18 protein-coding genes and 1 tRNA gene are annotated in these 15,476 nt (G+C 72.2%); 15 read left to right on the top strand and 4 right to left on the bottom strand.

What is annotated here, in order from left to right:
* Positions 1-264 precede the first annotated feature (264 nt).
* From P4R38_RS03530 to P4R38_RS03565, 8 genes are all read left to right on the top strand, one after another.
* The gene (locus P4R38_RS03530; RefSeq protein WP_409201232.1) at positions 265-2,775 is read left to right on the top strand and encodes an Rne/Rng family ribonuclease; all 2,511 of its coding nucleotides are present in this window, start codon (positions 265-267) and stop codon (positions 2,773-2,775) included.
* 168 nt (positions 2,776-2,943) lie between these two features.
* Complete coding sequence (rplU, locus tag P4R38_RS03535; RefSeq protein ID WP_275240481.1) at positions 2,944-3,252, top strand: 50S ribosomal protein L21; 309 nt, start codon at positions 2,944-2,946, stop codon at positions 3,250-3,252.
* Between the two features lie 22 nt (positions 3,253-3,274).
* Positions 3,275-3,547, top strand: coding sequence for a 50S ribosomal protein L27 (gene rpmA, locus P4R38_RS03540; protein WP_275240479.1), 273 nt, complete (start codon positions 3,275-3,277; stop codon positions 3,545-3,547).
* Between the two features lie 125 nt (positions 3,548-3,672).
* Positions 3,673-5,205: a GTPase ObgE gene (gene obgE, locus P4R38_RS03545; protein WP_275240478.1), complete on the top strand. Its 1,533-nt coding sequence runs from the start codon at positions 3,673-3,675 to the stop codon at positions 5,203-5,205.
* A 46-nt stretch (positions 5,206-5,251) separates the two neighbouring features.
* The gene (gene proB / locus P4R38_RS03550; RefSeq protein WP_277191078.1) at positions 5,252-6,433 is read left to right on the top strand and encodes a glutamate 5-kinase; all 1,182 of its coding nucleotides are present in this window, start codon (positions 5,252-5,254) and stop codon (positions 6,431-6,433) included.
* A complete protein-coding gene (locus tag P4R38_RS03555) occupies positions 6,430-7,206 on the top strand; it encodes a DedA family protein (protein ID WP_275240475.1) in 777 nt (258 codons plus the stop codon). Before proB ends, P4R38_RS03555 begins: the two co-directional genes overlap by 4 nt.
* Before the next feature lie 58 nt (positions 7,207-7,264).
* Entirely contained in the window at positions 7,265-8,533 is a 1,269-nt protein-coding gene (locus tag P4R38_RS03560) for a glutamate-5-semialdehyde dehydrogenase (protein WP_277191079.1), read from the top strand.
* Positions 8,534-8,569: 36 nt separating this feature from the next.
* Entirely contained in the window at positions 8,570-9,262 is a 693-nt protein-coding gene (locus tag P4R38_RS03565; RefSeq protein WP_277191080.1) for a class I SAM-dependent methyltransferase, read from the top strand.
* Here the strand turns inward: P4R38_RS03565 and P4R38_RS03570 are convergent.
* A complete protein-coding gene (locus tag P4R38_RS03570) occupies positions 9,231-10,244 on the bottom strand; it encodes a glycosyltransferase family 2 protein (RefSeq protein WP_277191081.1) in 1,014 nt (337 codons plus the stop codon). The genes P4R38_RS03565 and P4R38_RS03570 overlap by 32 nt on opposite strands.
* 62 nt (positions 10,245-10,306) lie before the next feature.
* On the opposite strand from P4R38_RS03570, the gene P4R38_RS03575 reads away from it, so the two are divergent.
* The 7 genes from P4R38_RS03575 to P4R38_RS03605 all read left to right on the top strand — a co-directional run bounded on the left by P4R38_RS03575 (position 10,307) and on the right by P4R38_RS03605 (position 13,884).
* Entirely contained in the window at positions 10,307-10,495 is a 189-nt protein-coding gene (locus tag P4R38_RS03575) for a hypothetical protein (RefSeq protein ID WP_277191082.1), read from the top strand.
* Between the two features lie 2 nt (positions 10,496-10,497).
* Entirely contained in the window at positions 10,498-11,100 is a 603-nt protein-coding gene (gene nadD / locus P4R38_RS03580) for a nicotinate-nucleotide adenylyltransferase (RefSeq protein WP_275240587.1), read from the top strand.
* Entirely contained in the window at positions 11,101-11,487 is a 387-nt protein-coding gene (gene rsfS / locus P4R38_RS03585; protein ID WP_275240468.1) for a ribosome silencing factor, read from the top strand.
* Positions 11,484-12,152 (top strand): histidine phosphatase family protein, encoded by a 669-nt coding sequence (locus tag P4R38_RS03590; protein WP_275240466.1) that lies wholly within the window; start codon positions 11,484-11,486, stop codon positions 12,150-12,152. Before rsfS ends, P4R38_RS03590 begins: the two co-directional genes overlap by 4 nt.
* A complete protein-coding gene (locus P4R38_RS03595; protein WP_277191083.1) occupies positions 12,149-12,715 on the top strand; it encodes a DUF4442 domain-containing protein in 567 nt (188 codons plus the stop codon). Before P4R38_RS03590 ends, P4R38_RS03595 begins: the two co-directional genes overlap by 4 nt.
* Positions 12,716-12,729: 14 nt before the next feature.
* Positions 12,730-12,802, top strand: a tRNA-Ala gene (locus P4R38_RS03600).
* Positions 12,803-12,930: 128 nt separating this feature from the next.
* Positions 12,931-13,884, top strand: a complete 954-nt coding sequence (locus P4R38_RS03605) for a DUF3500 domain-containing protein (RefSeq protein WP_277191084.1) — start codon at positions 12,931-12,933, stop codon at positions 13,882-13,884.
* 18 nt (positions 13,885-13,902) lie between these two features.
* Here P4R38_RS03605 and P4R38_RS03610 read toward each other — a convergent pair whose 3' ends face one another.
* The 3 genes from P4R38_RS03610 to P4R38_RS03620 form a co-directional block, all read right to left on the bottom strand.
* Entirely contained in the window at positions 13,903-14,406 is a 504-nt protein-coding gene (locus P4R38_RS03610; protein WP_277191085.1) for a DUF6328 family protein, read from the bottom strand.
* 97 nt (positions 14,407-14,503) lie between these two features.
* Positions 14,504-14,908: a rhodanese-like domain-containing protein gene (locus P4R38_RS03615; protein ID WP_277191086.1), complete on the bottom strand. Its 405-nt coding sequence runs from the start codon at positions 14,906-14,908 to the stop codon at positions 14,504-14,506.
* Positions 14,905-15,417, bottom strand: a complete 513-nt coding sequence (locus P4R38_RS03620) for a cysteine dioxygenase (RefSeq protein WP_277191087.1) — start codon at positions 15,415-15,417, stop codon at positions 14,905-14,907. The genes P4R38_RS03615 and P4R38_RS03620 overlap by 4 nt, the downstream gene beginning before the upstream one ends.
* Between the last annotated feature and the right edge of the window lie 59 nt (positions 15,418-15,476).

The following is a 15,476-nucleotide window of genomic DNA, read 5'->3' on the forward strand; positions in this document are numbered from 1 at the left end:
CCGATCGTGCCCCGACCGCGAGCGCGCGCCTCATCCGGCAGCCCGCACCGTGCGGGTGGCTGACGCCCGCGTGCGAAGCCGCCGACCTGGGCCGTTCGGCGTCGTTGTTCCGGTGACGCGCTCGACGCGAGCCACCTCGACGTAGCAGACGACTTCCGTCCCGTCGCGACCCGCGACCGGGCGGGTGCATCACCGCACACGCGGGAGCCGGGCCCTCGGGCCTGTGCTGTGGGGACCGCCCGCGTGATGACGGAAGGAGGGGTTTTGACCCTCGATTTCTCTGACCAGTCCGACACCTCGGACGAACAGCAGCCGGAAGCGGCGACCCAGGCGGACGCCTCGGACGCGCCCGCAGCGGGGCCGGCCGGCGGGACCGCGTTCGGCCTGCTCTTCCAGGCTCCCGACCTCGAGCAGCGCGTTCCGCGCCGGCAGACCGAGGTCGTCCTCGACGACGAGGACACCGACGAGGACTCCTCGTCCGGCCCGCAGGAGCGCGACGACGCCGAGGGCGGCGACCAGGGCAACCGGCGGCGTCGCCGGGGTGGCCGGGGCCGGCGGTCCGGCGGCCGGGACGAGGAGACCGAGACCGACGCGGAGGACGACAGCTCCTCGAGCGACGGCCCGCAGGGCGGCGGCTCCCAGGGGAGCGGCTCACAGGGTGGCGGCTCGCAGGGTGGCGCCAAGAAGTCCGGCAAGGGCGGCAAGGCCAAGGACACCACGAAGGACGGCGACGACTCCGCGACCGAGGGCGACACCGACGGGGGAGACTCCGACGGTGGCGGTGACAGCGACGAGGAGTCGGGGTCGACGTCCCGTCGACGCACCCGGCGCCGTCGTCGCAGCGGCTCCGGCCCGGCCGAGGGGGAGGACCCGCCCGGCACCGTGACCAAGGTCCGGGAGCCGCGCAAGGCCCGCGACGAGGTCACCTCGATCAAGGGCTCGACGCGCCTGGAGGCCAAGAAGCAGCGGCGCCGTGAGGGCCGCGAGGCCGGGCGTCGCCGTACGGTCATCACCGAGGCCGAGTTCCTCGCCCGTCGCGAGAGCGTCGAGCGCACCATGGTCGTGCGCGAGGCCGAGGGCCGGACCCAGATCGGTGTCATGGAGGACGGCGTGCTCGTCGAGCACTACGTCTCCCGCGAGACCCAGCAGGCGTCGATGGCCGGCAACGTCTACCTCGGCCGCGTCCAGAACGTCCTGCCGAGCATGGAGGCCGCCTTCGTCGACATCGGCCGTGGGCGCAACGCCGTCCTGTACGCCGGCGAGGTCAACTGGGACGCCGCCGGCCTGGAGGGCAGGCCCAAGCGCATCGAGAACGCGCTGAAGTCCGGTGAGTCCGTGCTGGTGCAGGTCACCAAGGACCCGATCGGCCACAAGGGCGCGCGCCTCACCTCGCAGGTGTCGCTGCCGGGCCGCTACCTGGTGTACGTGCCGGGCAGCTCGATGACCGGCATCTCCCGCAAGCTGCCCGACACCGAGCGGGCGCGGCTGAAGAAGATCCTCAAGGAGGTCGTGCCCGAGGACGCCGGCGTCATCGTGCGGACGGCCGCCGAGGGCGCGAGCGAGGCCGAGCTGAAGGCCGACGTCGAGCGCCTCACCAAGATCTGGGACAAGATCCAGAAGAAGGCCAAGACCGCCTCGGCGCCGTCGCTGCTGCACGGCGAGCCGGACCTCACCGTCCGGGTGATCCGGGACGTCTTCAACGAGGACTTCGCCAAGCTCATCGTCGCGGGCAACCACGCCTGGGAGCAGGTGAGCGACTACGTCGGCTCGGTCGCTCCCGATCTCGCCGACCGCCTCGAGAAGTGGACCGGGGAGAAGGACGTCTTCGCCGTCTACCGCGTCGACGAGCAGCTGGCCAAGGCCATGGACCGCAAGGTGTGGCTGCCCTCGGGCGGCTCGCTGATCATCGACCGCACCGAGGCGATGACGGTCATCGACGTCAACACCGGCAAGTTCGTCGGCTCCGGGGGCAACCTGGAGGAGACGGTCACCAAGAACAACATCGAGGCGGCCGAGGAGATCGTCCGCCAGATGCGGCTGCGCGACATCGGCGGCATCATCGTCGTCGACTTCATCGACATGGTGCTGGAGTCCAACCGCGACCTGGTCGTCCGGCGTCTGCTGGAGTGCCTGGGCCGCGATCGCACCAAGCACCAGGTGGCCGAGGTCACCTCGCTGGGCCTGGTCCAGATGACGCGCAAGCGCGTGGGCACCGGCCTGATCGAGGTGTTCTCCGAGCCGTGCGAGCACTGCGGCGGGCGCGGCATCATCGTCCACGACCACCCGGTCGACAAGGGTGGCAACAGCTCCGGTGGCGGCAACGGTTCCGGCGGCAACGGCGGCGGCGGTGGGGGCGGCAAGGGACGTTCCCGCAAGGGCGGCAAGGTGGCCCCGCAGGAGCCCGCCGAGGAGCCGGCCGAGAAGGTCGACTCCAACGGTCGCACTGCGGCCCAGATCGCGGCCGCTGCGCACGCCGCGGCGATGAGCGCCGGCGAGAAGCCCGGTGTCGACTCCGTGGTCGAGGCGCCCGTCGTCCCGACCCCGGACGCTCCGGTCGCCGCGCCGGCCGAGTCGCCCGCGGCGACGACTCCCGTGGTCGCCTCGGTCGCGGCCGAGGCCCCTGCTCGCCGCCCGCGGCGCAAGCGGACGCGGGTCGTCGCACCCGCCGGTCCTCCCGGTGCCGCCCCCGCGAGCACGGTGACCGCAGCCAGCACCGCCGACGAGCCCGGCGACAGCGCCGGCACGAGCGGTCCGAGCGAGGACGCCGACGCCTGAGTTTGGCTCCGGTGGGGCGTACCGGGTAGTCTTGACCCTCGGTGCGTCCCATCGGCCGCCACCTGCCCATGCTTGTTCCACCGGCAGGTCGAGCGCCCGCGCACAGCGCCGGGACACCACCCACGTTCTTCGTGAACAGACCCTGAACGACTAGAGAGTGAGACAGACGTGTACGCGATCGTTCGCGCGGGCGGCCGCCAGGAGAAGGTCTCCGTCGGCGACGTCCTCATCATTGACAAGGTCAAGGGTGAGGCCGGCGACAGCATCGACCTCACGCCGCTCCTGCTCGTCGACGGCGACACCATCACCAGCGACGCGAGCAAGCTCGCCAAGGTGACGGTCAAGGCCGAGGTCGTGAAGGCCGAGAAGGGCCCGAAGATCACGATCATGAAGTACAAGAACAAGACCGGCTACCGCAAGCGCCAGGGTCACCGCCAGCCGCTGACCCGCGTCAAGGTCACCGCGATCGAGTCCTGAGAGACCTGAGGGAGAATCTGAGATGGCACACAAGAAGGGTGCGTCCTCGACCCGTAACGGTCGTGACTCCAACGCACAGCGACTCGGCGTGAAGCGCTTCGGCGGTCAGCTGGTCAACGCCGGCGAGATCATCGTCCGCCAGCGTGGCACCCACTTCCACCCGGGCCAGAACGTCGGCCGCGGTGGCGACGACACGCTGTTCGCGCTCGCCCCGGGCGCCGTGGAGTTCGGCACCAAGGGTGGCCGCAAGGTCGTCAACATCGTCGCGCAGGAGACCGCCGACGCGACTGCCTGAGCGCAGCTCTTTCCGCACGCGAGGGGCCTGGCCGTACGGCCGGCCCCTCGCGTGCGTCTGTTCCCGCGGCGTAGGCCGCCGTGCCAGGCTCGTGCTGCGAGCCCGGCACATCCGAGAGGAGAACCATGGCCACCCAGTTCGTCGACCGTGTGAGTCTGCATGTGGTGGCCGGCAACGGCGGCCACGGCGTGGCCTCGGTGCACCGGGAGAAGTTCAAGCCGCTCGGCGGCCCTGACGGGGGCAACGGTGGCCGCGGCGGGGACGTCGTGGTCGAGGTCGACCCGCAGTCGACCACGCTGCTGGACTACCACCGCAGCCCGCACCGCAAGGCCGCCAACGGCCGACCGGGCGCCGGGGACGAGCGCAACGGCGCCGACGGCGACGACCTGGTGCTGCCGGTGCCGGAGGGCACGGTCGTCAAGGACCGCAGCGGTGAGGTGGTCGCCGACCTCATCGGCGCCGGGACTCGGTTCGTCGTCGCCCGCGGCGGCCGTGGCGGCCTCGGCAACAAGGCACTGGCCTCGCCGCGCCGCAAGGCACCGGGCTTCGCGCTGCTCGGTGAGCCGGGCGAGGAGCACGACGTCGTCCTGGAGCTGAAGACGCTGGCCGACGTCGCGCTGATCGGCTTCCCCTCGGCGGGCAAGTCCAGCCTGGTCTCGGTGCTCTCGGCGGCCAAGCCGAAGATCGCCGACTACCCCTTCACGACGCTCGTCCCGAACCTCGGCGTGGTCACGGCGGGCTCGCAGCGGTACACCATCGCCGACGTGCCCGGCCTGATCCCGGGCGCGAGTCAGGGCCGCGGGCTCGGGCTGGAGTTCCTGCGGCACGTGGAGCGGTGCTCCGTCCTCGTGCACGTCATCGACTGCGCGACCCTGGAGCCCGGACGCGACCCGATGACCGACCTGGACGTCATCGAGCACGAGCTCGCCGAGTACGTCCCGGACGCCTCGCTGGGCGGTCGTCCCCTCTCCGAGCGCACCCGCATCGTGGTCCTCAACAAGGCGGACGTCCCGGACGCGCGCGAGCTCGCCGAGATGGTCCGCCCGGACCTGGAGGCGCGCGGGCTGGAGGTCCACGTGGTGTCCGCGGTCGCCCACCAGGGTCTGAGGGAGCTGTCCTTCGCCCTTGCCCGCCATGTCGCCCAGGCCCGTGCCGAGGTGGAGGTGGAGACGCCGAGCCGGGTGGTGCTGCGTCCGAAGGCGGTCGACGACAGCGGCTTCGAGGTACGCCGCGAGAACACCGCGGACGGCGAGGTCTTCCGGATCGTGGGGGAGCGGCCCACCCGCTGGGTCCGCCAGACCGATTTCAGCAACGACGAGGCCGTCGGCTACCTCGCCGACCGGCTCAACCGGCTGGGCGTCGAGGAGGCGCTGTTCAAGGCGGGTGCGGTGGCCGGTTCGACGGTGCTCATCGGCCCGGTCGACAACGCCGTCGTCTTCGACTGGGAGCCGACCATGGCCGCCGGTGCCGAGCTGCTCGGCGCGCGCGGCACGGACCTGCGCCTGGACGAGCACCACCGTCCGACGCGCGCCGAGAAGCGGGAAGAGTTCCACTCCCGCAAGGACGCGCAGCGCGAGGCCCGCGAGTCGTTGCAGTCCGAGCGCGAGGCGGGGATCTGGACCGAGCGCCCGGCGGTCGAGATCGACGACGAGGACTGACGGCGCCGACGACGCCGGCCGCGGCTCACAACTAGGCTCGAGAGCGATGAGTGAGGACCAGTCGACCACGCGCACGGCCGTCGCCGCGGCGCGCCGTGTCGTGGTGAAGGTCGGGTCGAGCTCCCTCACCGACGGCGCCGGCGGGCTGAGCCGTGAGCGCCTGGAGACCCTCGTCGGGGTCCTGGCCGAGCGGCGGGCGGCCGGGTCCCAGGTCATCCTCGTGTCCTCGGGTGCGATCGCGGCCGGGATGCGGCCGCTGACGCTGGCCAAGCGGCCCCAGGACCTCGCGACCCAGCAGGCGGCCGCCAGCGTGGGGCAGGGCGCGCTGGTCGCCGCGTACACCGCGTCGTTCGCCACGTACGGCCAGGTCGTGGGGCAGGTCCTGCTCACCGCCGACGACGTCACCCGGCGGACCCACTACACCAACGCCCGGCGGACCCTGGAACGTCTGCTGGACCTGGGCGTTGTCCCTGTCGTGAACGAGAACGACACCGTGGCGACGCACGAGATCCGCTTCGGTGACAACGACCGCCTCGCGGCCCTGGTCGCGCACCTGGTGGACGCGGACGCCCTGGTGCTGCTGTCGGACGTCGACGCGCTGTACGACGGCCCGCCCAGCCGCGCCGGTACGCGCCGCATCCCGCAGGTGCACAGCGTGGACGACCTCGCCCAGGTCGAGATCGCGGGTTCCGGCTCCACCGTCGGCACCGGCGGCATGCAAACGAAGGTGGAGGCCGCCTCGATCGCGACCTCCGCCGGCGTCCCCACCGTCCTCACCTCGACCGACCTGGCCAGGGACGCCCTCGCCGGTGCGGACGTCGGCACGCTGTTCCACCCGACGCAGGGCCGCGGCCGTGCCCGCCGGCTCTGGCTGGCCCACGCGACGACCCCTCGCGGACGACTGGTGCTCGACGACGGTGCGGTGGAGGCGGTGACCGCGCGCAAGAAGTCCTTGCTGCCGGCGGGCATCGCCGCGGTGTCCGGACGGTTCAGCGAGGGCGATCCGGTCGACCTGGTCGACACCCGCGACCAGGTCGTCGCCCGTGGTCTGGTCAACTACGACGCGAAAGAGCTGCCCCGGCTGCTCGGTCGCAGCACCCGTGAGCTCGCCCGCGACCTGGGGCCGGCGTACGAGCGCGAGGTCGTCCACCGGGACGACCTGGTGGTCCTGCGCGGGCCGCGGCGTCGACCGGCCGCCCCGACGACACAGAAGAGCGAGAGCAGATGACTGCCGACGACAGCGAGGCCGGACGCCTCGACCGTCCCGCCGGAGCGGGAGCCACCTCCGCGTCGGAGGTCGCCGGCGAGGAGTCGGTCGCCGAGGGCAAGGAGTGGTGGGACGACCCGCGGCTGCCGTGGAAGGGCAAGCCCGGCCGGGCCGACCTGTGGTGCTGGGGCGCCATCTCGCTGATCGGCATCTACGGCCTGGTCACCCTGCCCCTGCGCCCGCTGATCCTGGCCCTCAACCCCTACGCGCTGGCGGCGGTCAACGGGTCGTCGATCGCCATGGTCGACATCGGCGCCGAGCTGCGCCTCGGCGACGAGCCGTACTGGTGGTTCGGGCTGCTGCTGGCGTCGTTGTCGGTGATGAAGTTCGACTGGATCTTCTGGTGGGCGGGCCGGCTGTGGGGGCACGGCATCATCGAGGTGATCGCCGGACGCTCCCGGTGGGCGTCGCGCACGGCCCACCACGCCGAGCGGCTGGCGGAGCGCTTCGGCGCGCCCGCGCTGCTCCTCGTCTGGTTCATCCCGTTCATCCCGAGCGCCATCGTGTACGCCTTCGTCGGCAACGCCCGGATGCGGCTGCGGACCTTCCTGCTCATCGACTTCCTCGGCGCGCTCGGCAACCGGGCGGTCTACCTCTACCTCGGCTACCGCATCGGTGAGCCGGCCAAGCACGTCGTGGACCTCATCGGCAAGTACAGCTGGTACATCTCGATCGCGCTGATCATCGGGATCATGGTCACCAGCGTCATGCGCAGCCGCCGCCAGGCGGCCTAGCGTCCCGCACCGGCGGCGGGGTTCGCGGCGGTCGCCGACGGCCACGTACGCTGGAGAGATGCAGAGCTCCCAGGCACGGATCGACAGCGCCGCCAAGGCCGCCCGCGCGGCGAGCAGGCGGCTGGCGTTGCTGCCGCGCGCCGAGAAGGACGCGGCGCTGCACGCCATGGCCAACGCCCTGGAGGCGGCGAGCGACCGCGTCGTCGCCGCGAATGACCAGGACGTCGAGCGGGGCGCGCGGGCCGGGATGCCGGAGAGCCTGCAGGACCGGCTCCGCCTGACCCCGCAGCGGGTCGTCGCGGTGGCGGACGCGCTGCGCGACCTGGCGGCGCTGCCGGACCCGGTCGGCGACGTCGTGCGCGGCTCGACCCTGGCCAACGGGCTGCAGATCCGCCAGGTGCGGGTCCCGATGGGCGTCGTCGGCATGATCTACGAGTCCCGTCCCAACGTCACCGTCGACGCGGCCGGGCTCGGGCTGAAGTCGGGCAACGCCATGATCCTGCGCGGCGGGTCCGCGGCCGCTGACTCCAACGCCGCACTGGTGGACGTGATGCGCACCGCCCTGTCCGCCCAGGGGCTACCGGCCGATGCCGTCCAGCTGCTCGACGGCGGGCGCGAGGACGTCGGCGCCCTCATCACCGCCCGGGGCCTGGTCGACCTGGTGATCCCGCGCGGTGGCGCCGACCTGATCCGTACGGTCGTCACCCAGGCGACGGTGCCGGTGATCGAGACCGGCGTCGGCAACTGTCACGTCTACGTCGACGCGGCGGCCGACCTGGACATGGCGCTGGCGATCGCGGTGAACTCCAAGACGCACCGTCCGAGCGTGTGCAACGCGGCCGAGTCGCTGCTGGTCCACCAGTCCGTGGCCCGCGACTTCCTGCCCAAGGTGCTCGCCGAGCTGGCCGGTGCCGGCGTGCTGCTGCACACCGACGAGGCCGCGAGCACCGCCGCCCGGGTCGCAGGCGTGTCGTACGAGCCCGTCACCGACGAGGACTGGGCCACCGAGCACCTGGCGATGGAGATGAGCGTCGGCGTGGTCCCCAGCCTGGACGCGGCGCTGGACCACATCGACCGGTTCGGGACCCGGCACACCGAGGCGATCGTCACGGGGGACCGCCGGGCGGCCCGGCGGTTCAGCGCGGAGGTGGACGCCGCTGTGGTGACCGTCAATGCCTCGACCCGCTTCACCGACGGCGGCGAGTTCGGCTTCGGCGCCGAGATCGGCATCTCCACCCAGAAGCTGCACGCACGGGGTCCGATGGCCCTGCAGGAGCTCACCAGCACCAAGTGGGTCGTGGAGGGTGACGGCCAGGTCCGGGTCTGACCGTCCGGCGCTGCGCTGACGTCTACGGTATGCGTCATGGAAGGCACTGAGGTACGCAAGCTGGCCCAGCTCGAGGACAAGCACTGGTGGTACGCCGAGCGCCGGCACCTGCTGGCCAAGGCGATCCAGGGGCTCACTCCGGGGCGGGCCCTGGACATCGGGGCCGCCGGCGGCGGTAACACCCGCGTCCTGGTGGAGCACGGCTGGTCGGCCAGCCCGCTGGAGTACGGCGAGGACGGTGCCGAGGTCGCCCACGAGCGCGGGCTGCCGGTGATGCGTGCCGACGCGATGCGGCTGCCCCTGCAGGACGAGTCCCTGGACCTCGTCGTCGCCTTCGACGTCCTGGAGCACCTCGAGGACGACGACGCCAGCGCTCGGGAGGTCCTGCGGGTCCTGCGCCGGGGCGGCAGCTTCCTGATCGCGGTGCCGGCCGACCCCAGGCTGTGGTCGGCCCACGACGAGGCCGTCGGTCACGTCCGGCGCTACACCCGCGAGAGTCTGCTGGACCTGCTGCGCCGCAACGGGTTCGAGATCGAGAGCGTCGCCTCGTGGATGGTGCTGCTGCGGCCCGCCGTCGCCATCAAGCGACGCAGCAGCAGCGGCAGCGACCTCGACGACCCGCCGCGCATCGTCAACGCGGCGCTGCGCGGGGTGGTCACGCTGGAGCGTTACCTCCCGGTGAAGAGGCTGCCGGGCGTCAGCCTCGTGGTCCGGGCACGTCGGCCGTAGCCCGCGCCGGCGCCGCCGGCTCGTCGGCCACGGGTCGGCGCTCGGGCGGCGCCGCCAGCAGGGAGTCGTACGCGACGTAGTAGGTGGGCCGCGCCTGCTGCGTGGCGTAGATGCGGCCGACGTACTCACCCAGGATGCCCAGGCACAGCAGCTGCAGCGCGGCGAAGCCGGCGACGATGACCACGGTCGAGGTCCAGCCCGAGATCGGGTTGCCGGCGATCTTGCTGATGACGGCGTAGGCCAGCAGGGCGGCGGCGAGCACGAAGCCCCCCATGCCGAACCACGTGGCCAGCCGCAGCGGCGCCAGGCTGAACCCGGTGACCGAGTCCAGGGTCAGCTTGAGCATCTTGTGCAGCGGGTACTTCGAGGTGCCGGCGGCGCGGTGGTCGCGCCGGTAGCCGACCTCGGCCTCCGGGAACCCCAGGGTCGGGATGACCAGCCGCAGCACGCGATGGTGCTCCGGCAGTGCGTTGACCGCGTCGACCGTCGCCCGGGACATCAGCCTGAAGTCGCCGGCGTCCATCCGCAGCCCGCTGCCGCCGATGGCGCGCATCAGCGTGTAGAACCCTCGCGCCGTGGAGCGCTTGAACGCGCTGTCGGTCGACCGGTCGGTACGGACGCCGTAGACGACGTCGGCCTGCTGGGCCTCGCCGACGGTCAGCATCTCGCCGAGGACCTCCGGGGGATCCTGCAGGTCGGCGTCGATGGTGGCGATCCAGTCGCCGCGCGCGTTGGACAGACCCGCGGAGATCGCGGCCTGATGACCGGAGTTGGCGCGCAGGCGTACGACCCGCAGCTGTGGCCACTCGCGCAGGAACCTCTGCAGCAGCACCGGAGTCTGGTCGGCGGATCCGTCGTCGACGGCGACCACCTCGTAGGCGACCCCCAACCCGTCGAGCACCGGCCGCAGTCGTTGCACGAAGAGCGGAAGCACGTCCTGCTCGTTGTACATCGGCACGACGACCGAGATGTGCGGAGTCATAGTGCGGACAGCGTAGTCGACCGCCTGGAAGGCTCCCTGGCGTCACCCAGTAGGCTGCGGCCATGTCCTCGTCCCTGATCTCCTTCGCGTCCGCCGAGGCCGAGCACGGCCGCGAGCTGCCGATGCCGCCGATCGGCTACGGCCTGATCGCCATCGGCTTCTTCCTCGTCCTCCTGGCGATCCTGTGGTCCTTCCGCAACACCGCCGCCAAGCTCGGCGAGACCGAGCACAAGCTGGACCAGACGCACTGACCATCAAGCTGGGGGTCATGGGCGGCACGTTCGACCCCATCCACCACGGACACCTCGTCGCGGCCAGCGAGGTGCAGTCCCTGCTGGGGCTGGACGAGGTGGTGTTCGTGCCGACCGGCCAGCCCTGGCAGAAGGCGGAGAAGGACGTCAGTCCCGCCGAGGACCGCTACCTGATGACGGTCATCGCGACGGCGTCGAACCCCCGCTTCACCGTCAGCCGGGTCGACATCGACCGGCCCGGCCCGACGTACACCCTGGACACCCTGCGTGACCTGAAGGAGCAGCGCCCGGACGCCGAGCTCTACTTCATCACCGGCGCGGACGCGCTCGCGCAGATCCTGTCCTGGAAGGGCGTCGAGCAGATGTGGGACCTCGCCCGGTTCATCGGGGTGACCCGGCCGGGGCACGAGCTGTCCGACGACGGCCTGCCCAAGGACCGCGTCACGCTCAAGGAGGTCCCGGCCATGGCGATCAGCTCGACGGACTGCCGCGAGCGGGTCGCCGACGGCGAACCCGTCTGGTACCTCGTGCCGGACGGCGTCGTGCAGTACATCGGTAAGTACAACCTCTACCGGCCCGGTGCCGGAGAGCTCCAGGAGGACTGAGTGGCTGCGACAGCACACGCCATCGACCTGGCCAGGGCCGCAGCAGCCGCCGCGCAGGACAAGATCGCCGCCGACGTGCTGGCGATCGACGTGAGCGACCAGCTGGCCCTGACCGACGTGTTCGTGATCGCCTCGGCGAGCAACGAGCGACAGGTCTCGGCCATCGTCGACGCGATCGAGGAGCGCCTGCTCACGCTGCAGGCGAAGCCGATCCGTCGTGAGGGACAGCGGGAGGGGCGCTGGGTGCTGCTGGACTTCGGCGACATCGTCGTCCACGTGCAGCACGAGGAGGAGCGCGAGTTCTACGCGCTGGAGCGGCTGTGGCGTGACTGCCCGACCGTGGACCTCGGGCCCGAGCCCACGCCGGACGCCGACGAGCAGGCATGACCTCGCCGCAGCAGACGCCGCACGGACCGTCCGAGCGGCTGATGCGAAGCGGCTCCGGCCGACGTCGCATCGTGGTGTGGCGGCACGGCCAGACGACCCACAACGCCGCAGGCATCTGGCAGGGGCAGCTGGACACCGAGCTGTCCGACCTCGGCCGGCAGCAGGCCACGGACGCCGCGGCGGTCATCGCCACGCTCGAGCCGGTACGGATCGTCTCCTCCGACCTGCGCCGCGCGGCCGCGACGGCCCAGGCGCTGGTCGACGTCACCGGTCTGACCCCGACGTACGACGACCGGCTGCGCGAGATCCACGTCGGTGAGTGGCAGGGCCTGACCGCGGGCGACGTGGCCGAGCGGTACCCCGAGCTGCAGGACGCCCTCGCGCGCGGCCAGGACATCGCGCGCGGCGTGACCGGCGAGACCCTGGCCCAGGTCGTGGTGCGCGCGGGCGAGGCGGTCCGCGAGGTCATCGACACCATGGAGGAGGGCGAGACCGTCGTGCTCGCCACCCACGGGGTCACCGGTCGGGCGGTCGCCGCCCACCTGGTCGGTATCGCCCAGGACGTCGCCTGGATGTCGCTGGCGGGTCTGCACAACTGCCACTGGGTCGAGATCGTCGAGCACCGCTTCGGCTGGCGGATCGAGCGGTGGAACATCGGGGCATGACCCGCCTGCCGCGCTCCCGGCCGCACTACACGCCCCGTCGGCTGGTGCGGCTGATGAACCTGTGGCCGCCGCTGCTCGGCACCGGCATCCGGGTGCAGGAGATCGCCGACGACTGGACGTACGCGCGCGTCAAGCTGCTGCTGAACCGCGTCAACCGCAACCAGCACGGCACCGCGTTCGGCGGCTCGATCGGTGCCATGTCGGACGCGTTCTACGCGATCCTGCTCATGCACCAGCTCGGCAAGGACTACAAGGTCTGGGACCAGGCCGCGCAGATCGAGTACGTCAGCCCCGGTGTCGGCACGGTGTACGGCACGTTCCGGATGCCAGCGGAGAAGGTCGCCGAGATCCGGGAGCGCTGTGACCGGGGCGAGAAGGTCCTGGAGTGGTTCGAGACCGATCTGACGCTGCGGGACGGCACGGTGGTGGCCCGCATCCGGCGTCAGGTGTACGCCCGCAGGAAGCCCGCGTCGCCGGCGGTCGCCCGGCCAGCACGCCGCTCGCGGCGCTCGATTTGGTCGGCGGGCGTCGTTCTCGCTAAAGTGTGCCGGTCGCCGCGATGAGCGGAGACACACCTGGGGCTGTGGCGCAGCTGGTAGCGCACTTCCATGGCATGGAAGGGGTCAGGGGTTCGAGTCCCCTCAGCTCCACCCAGGAGGGCCGCAAGGCCTCCAGCACAAGAGCCCGGGCCGGTCGGCCCGGGCTCTTGTGCGTGTGCGCCGCCGGTGCGCGTATCGCTCAGTAGGGTCGACGGGTCAGCGACGAAGGAGCCCCGTCCATGGATCCCGACCCCGACGTCCGGCGTACGGCCGAGCTGGTCGAGCGTCTGCAGCGCTCGTTGTCGCCGGCGCGGCGCGCCTCCGCGACCGAGGAGGCGAACGACCCCGAGCGGCGCCGCTGGACCTACCTGCCCGGGCAGCGCCCGGGCCTGCCGCTCGCCGAGCTGGACGCCGACCAGCACGCGCTCGTGATGGAGCTGCTCGAGGCGCTGGAGAGCGGGGAGGGACGCCTGGCGGTCGGAGCGGTCGAGGTCGAACGCGTTCGGCGGACCCTGGCCGGTGCGCAGCCCCGTCCGGGCGACGACCGGTACTGGCTGCGCCTGATCGGGTCCCCTGGTCCGCAGCCGTGGGGATGGCGGGTCAACGGCCATCACCTCGCGGTCCACGTCCTGGTGGTGGACGGCGAGTGCTCGGTGACCCCGCACTTCATCGGGTCCGAACCCGCGACCCTCCCGTCCGGGACCGCGTGGCCGGGGCGGCGGCTGCTCGGGCCGGAGGAGGACCTCGCGCACGACCTGCTGGCGTCCTTCGAGCCCGACCGTCGCGCCCGTGCGGTCGCCTCCGACCGCGCGCCGAGGGACATCCTCACCGGCGCGGACCCGGTGGCCGACCCGTCCGTCCTGCCGCCGGGCCTCATCCGGCGCGACATGACCGGCGACCAGCGGGCGCTGCTGGACGCCCTCGTGCGCCGGTACCTCGCGCGCGCCCCGCGGTCGCGGGCGCGAGCGGCGTGGGCGGCGGCCGAGGACGAGGGACTGGACCGGCTGGCGTTCGCGTGGGCCGGCTCGTCGGTGCCCGGCGTGGGTCGCTACTACTGCATCCACGGGCCGACGCTGCTGATCGAGTACGACAACACCCAGGACGACGCCAACCACGCGCACTCGGTGTGGCGCGACCTCACCCTCGACTGGGGCGAGGACCTGCTGCGGCGGCACCGGGCGAGCAGCCACTGACGGCCCGCTCGCGCGCGGTCAGGGGAGCTCGTCGACGCCGACGTCCTGACGCTGCAGCGCGCGCGAGCGGATCATCACCGGCAGCGCCCACCAGCAGGCCACGAAGACCAGCAGGGCGGCCGCGCCGGCGATGAACCCGGCGGGGGAGCCGACGACCACGTCGAAGATGAGCGCGGTGGCCGCGATCATCGTCATCGCCAGGGTCAGCAGGCCGGCTTTGGCCAGTGCGGCCGATGCCTCGACGAGGTCGTCACGCACTCGGCGCCGGAACATCACGCGGTGCATGCTGACCGGCGCGACGATGAGTGCCGTCGACACCACGGCGAGGACGAACGCGCACAGGTAGAGGACTCGTTCGCCGTTGCCCATCTGCGGGAACCGCTGCTGGAACGGCACGGTGAGCAGGAAGCCGGTCAGGATCTGCACGCCCGTCTGGACGACGCGCAGCTCCTGCAACAGCTCGGCCCAGTGGCGGTCGAGGCGCTCGGTGGCCGACTCGCCGCGGCCGTCGGCCGCCGTCACCGGCCGTCTCCTGCGTCGTGGTGACCGAGCCCGGGGGAGTCCGTCGGTGCGGGGCCGGAGGTGCTCACCAGGCCATCATGCCGCGCGAGGCGGCAGGTCAGGGGAGCCGCTCCGCGGGCAGTCGGGAGGGCAGCCCGGCCTCGTGCCAGGCCTGGAACCCGCCGACGACGTCGGTGGCGCGGGTGACGCCGACCCGCTGGAGGGACTCCGCCGCCAGCGAGGAGGCGTACCCCTCCTGGCACAGCACCAGGACGCGCAGGTCGGCCGCCGCCTGGGGGATGCGCGCCTCGCTCCACGGATCGAGCCGCCACTCCAGCACGTTGCGCTCCAGGACGATCGCGGGTACGTCGACCTCGCCCTCGGCGGCCCGCTGGGCCGCCGGACGGATGTCGACCAGGAGGGCGCCGGCGTGCAGCACCTCGTCGTACGCCTCCCGGACCGTGACGCGGTCCAGCCCGACCCGGACGTCGTCCAGGACCGCGGTGATGCCGTGCGCGGTCACCAGCGCTCACCCCCGTCCACCTCGTGGGCCTCCAGCCGGCCGTCGGTCTCGACGTACCTGGTCATCGCGTCCAGCCGGGGCGAGTACGCGTGGACGGACAGCGCCGGGACGGCGCCGGTGTTCCGGACGTCGTGGACGTGCGAGCCGGAGAAGACGCGCAGGTCACCCGGGGCCAGCGTCCGCAGGCGTCGTCCGTCGCGGACGGTGTGCTCCTCCAGGGAGCCGCGGACGACCCGGAACGCGCCGACGGCGCCGCCGTGGTCGTGCCATCCGGTGCTGGTGCCGGGAGGCCAGGAGATGACCCACACCTGCAGCTGCGGGGTCCGCGCGACCTCGTGCCACTGCCGGTCGGTCGCCGCCAGGTCGACCAGCGAGGCGATGCCGGGGTCCTGGGAGAAGAGCCGGAGGGTCAGCAGCAGCTGCGCCCGGGTGGCGGGTGGCTGCTCGGTCAGGTGCTGCTCAAGCGTGGCGAGGGTCGGTGTCGTGGGCAGGGTCGAGCTGATGGGCATGACGAAAGTCCTTGCGTCGCAACGAGTTCGGGAGTGATGACGAGCGGTCGTGAGCCGTC

Origin of the sequence: Luteipulveratus flavus, assembly GCF_029439465.1 — a bacterium.
Lineage (GTDB): Bacteria > Actinomycetota > Actinomycetes > Actinomycetales > Dermatophilaceae > Luteipulveratus > Luteipulveratus flavus.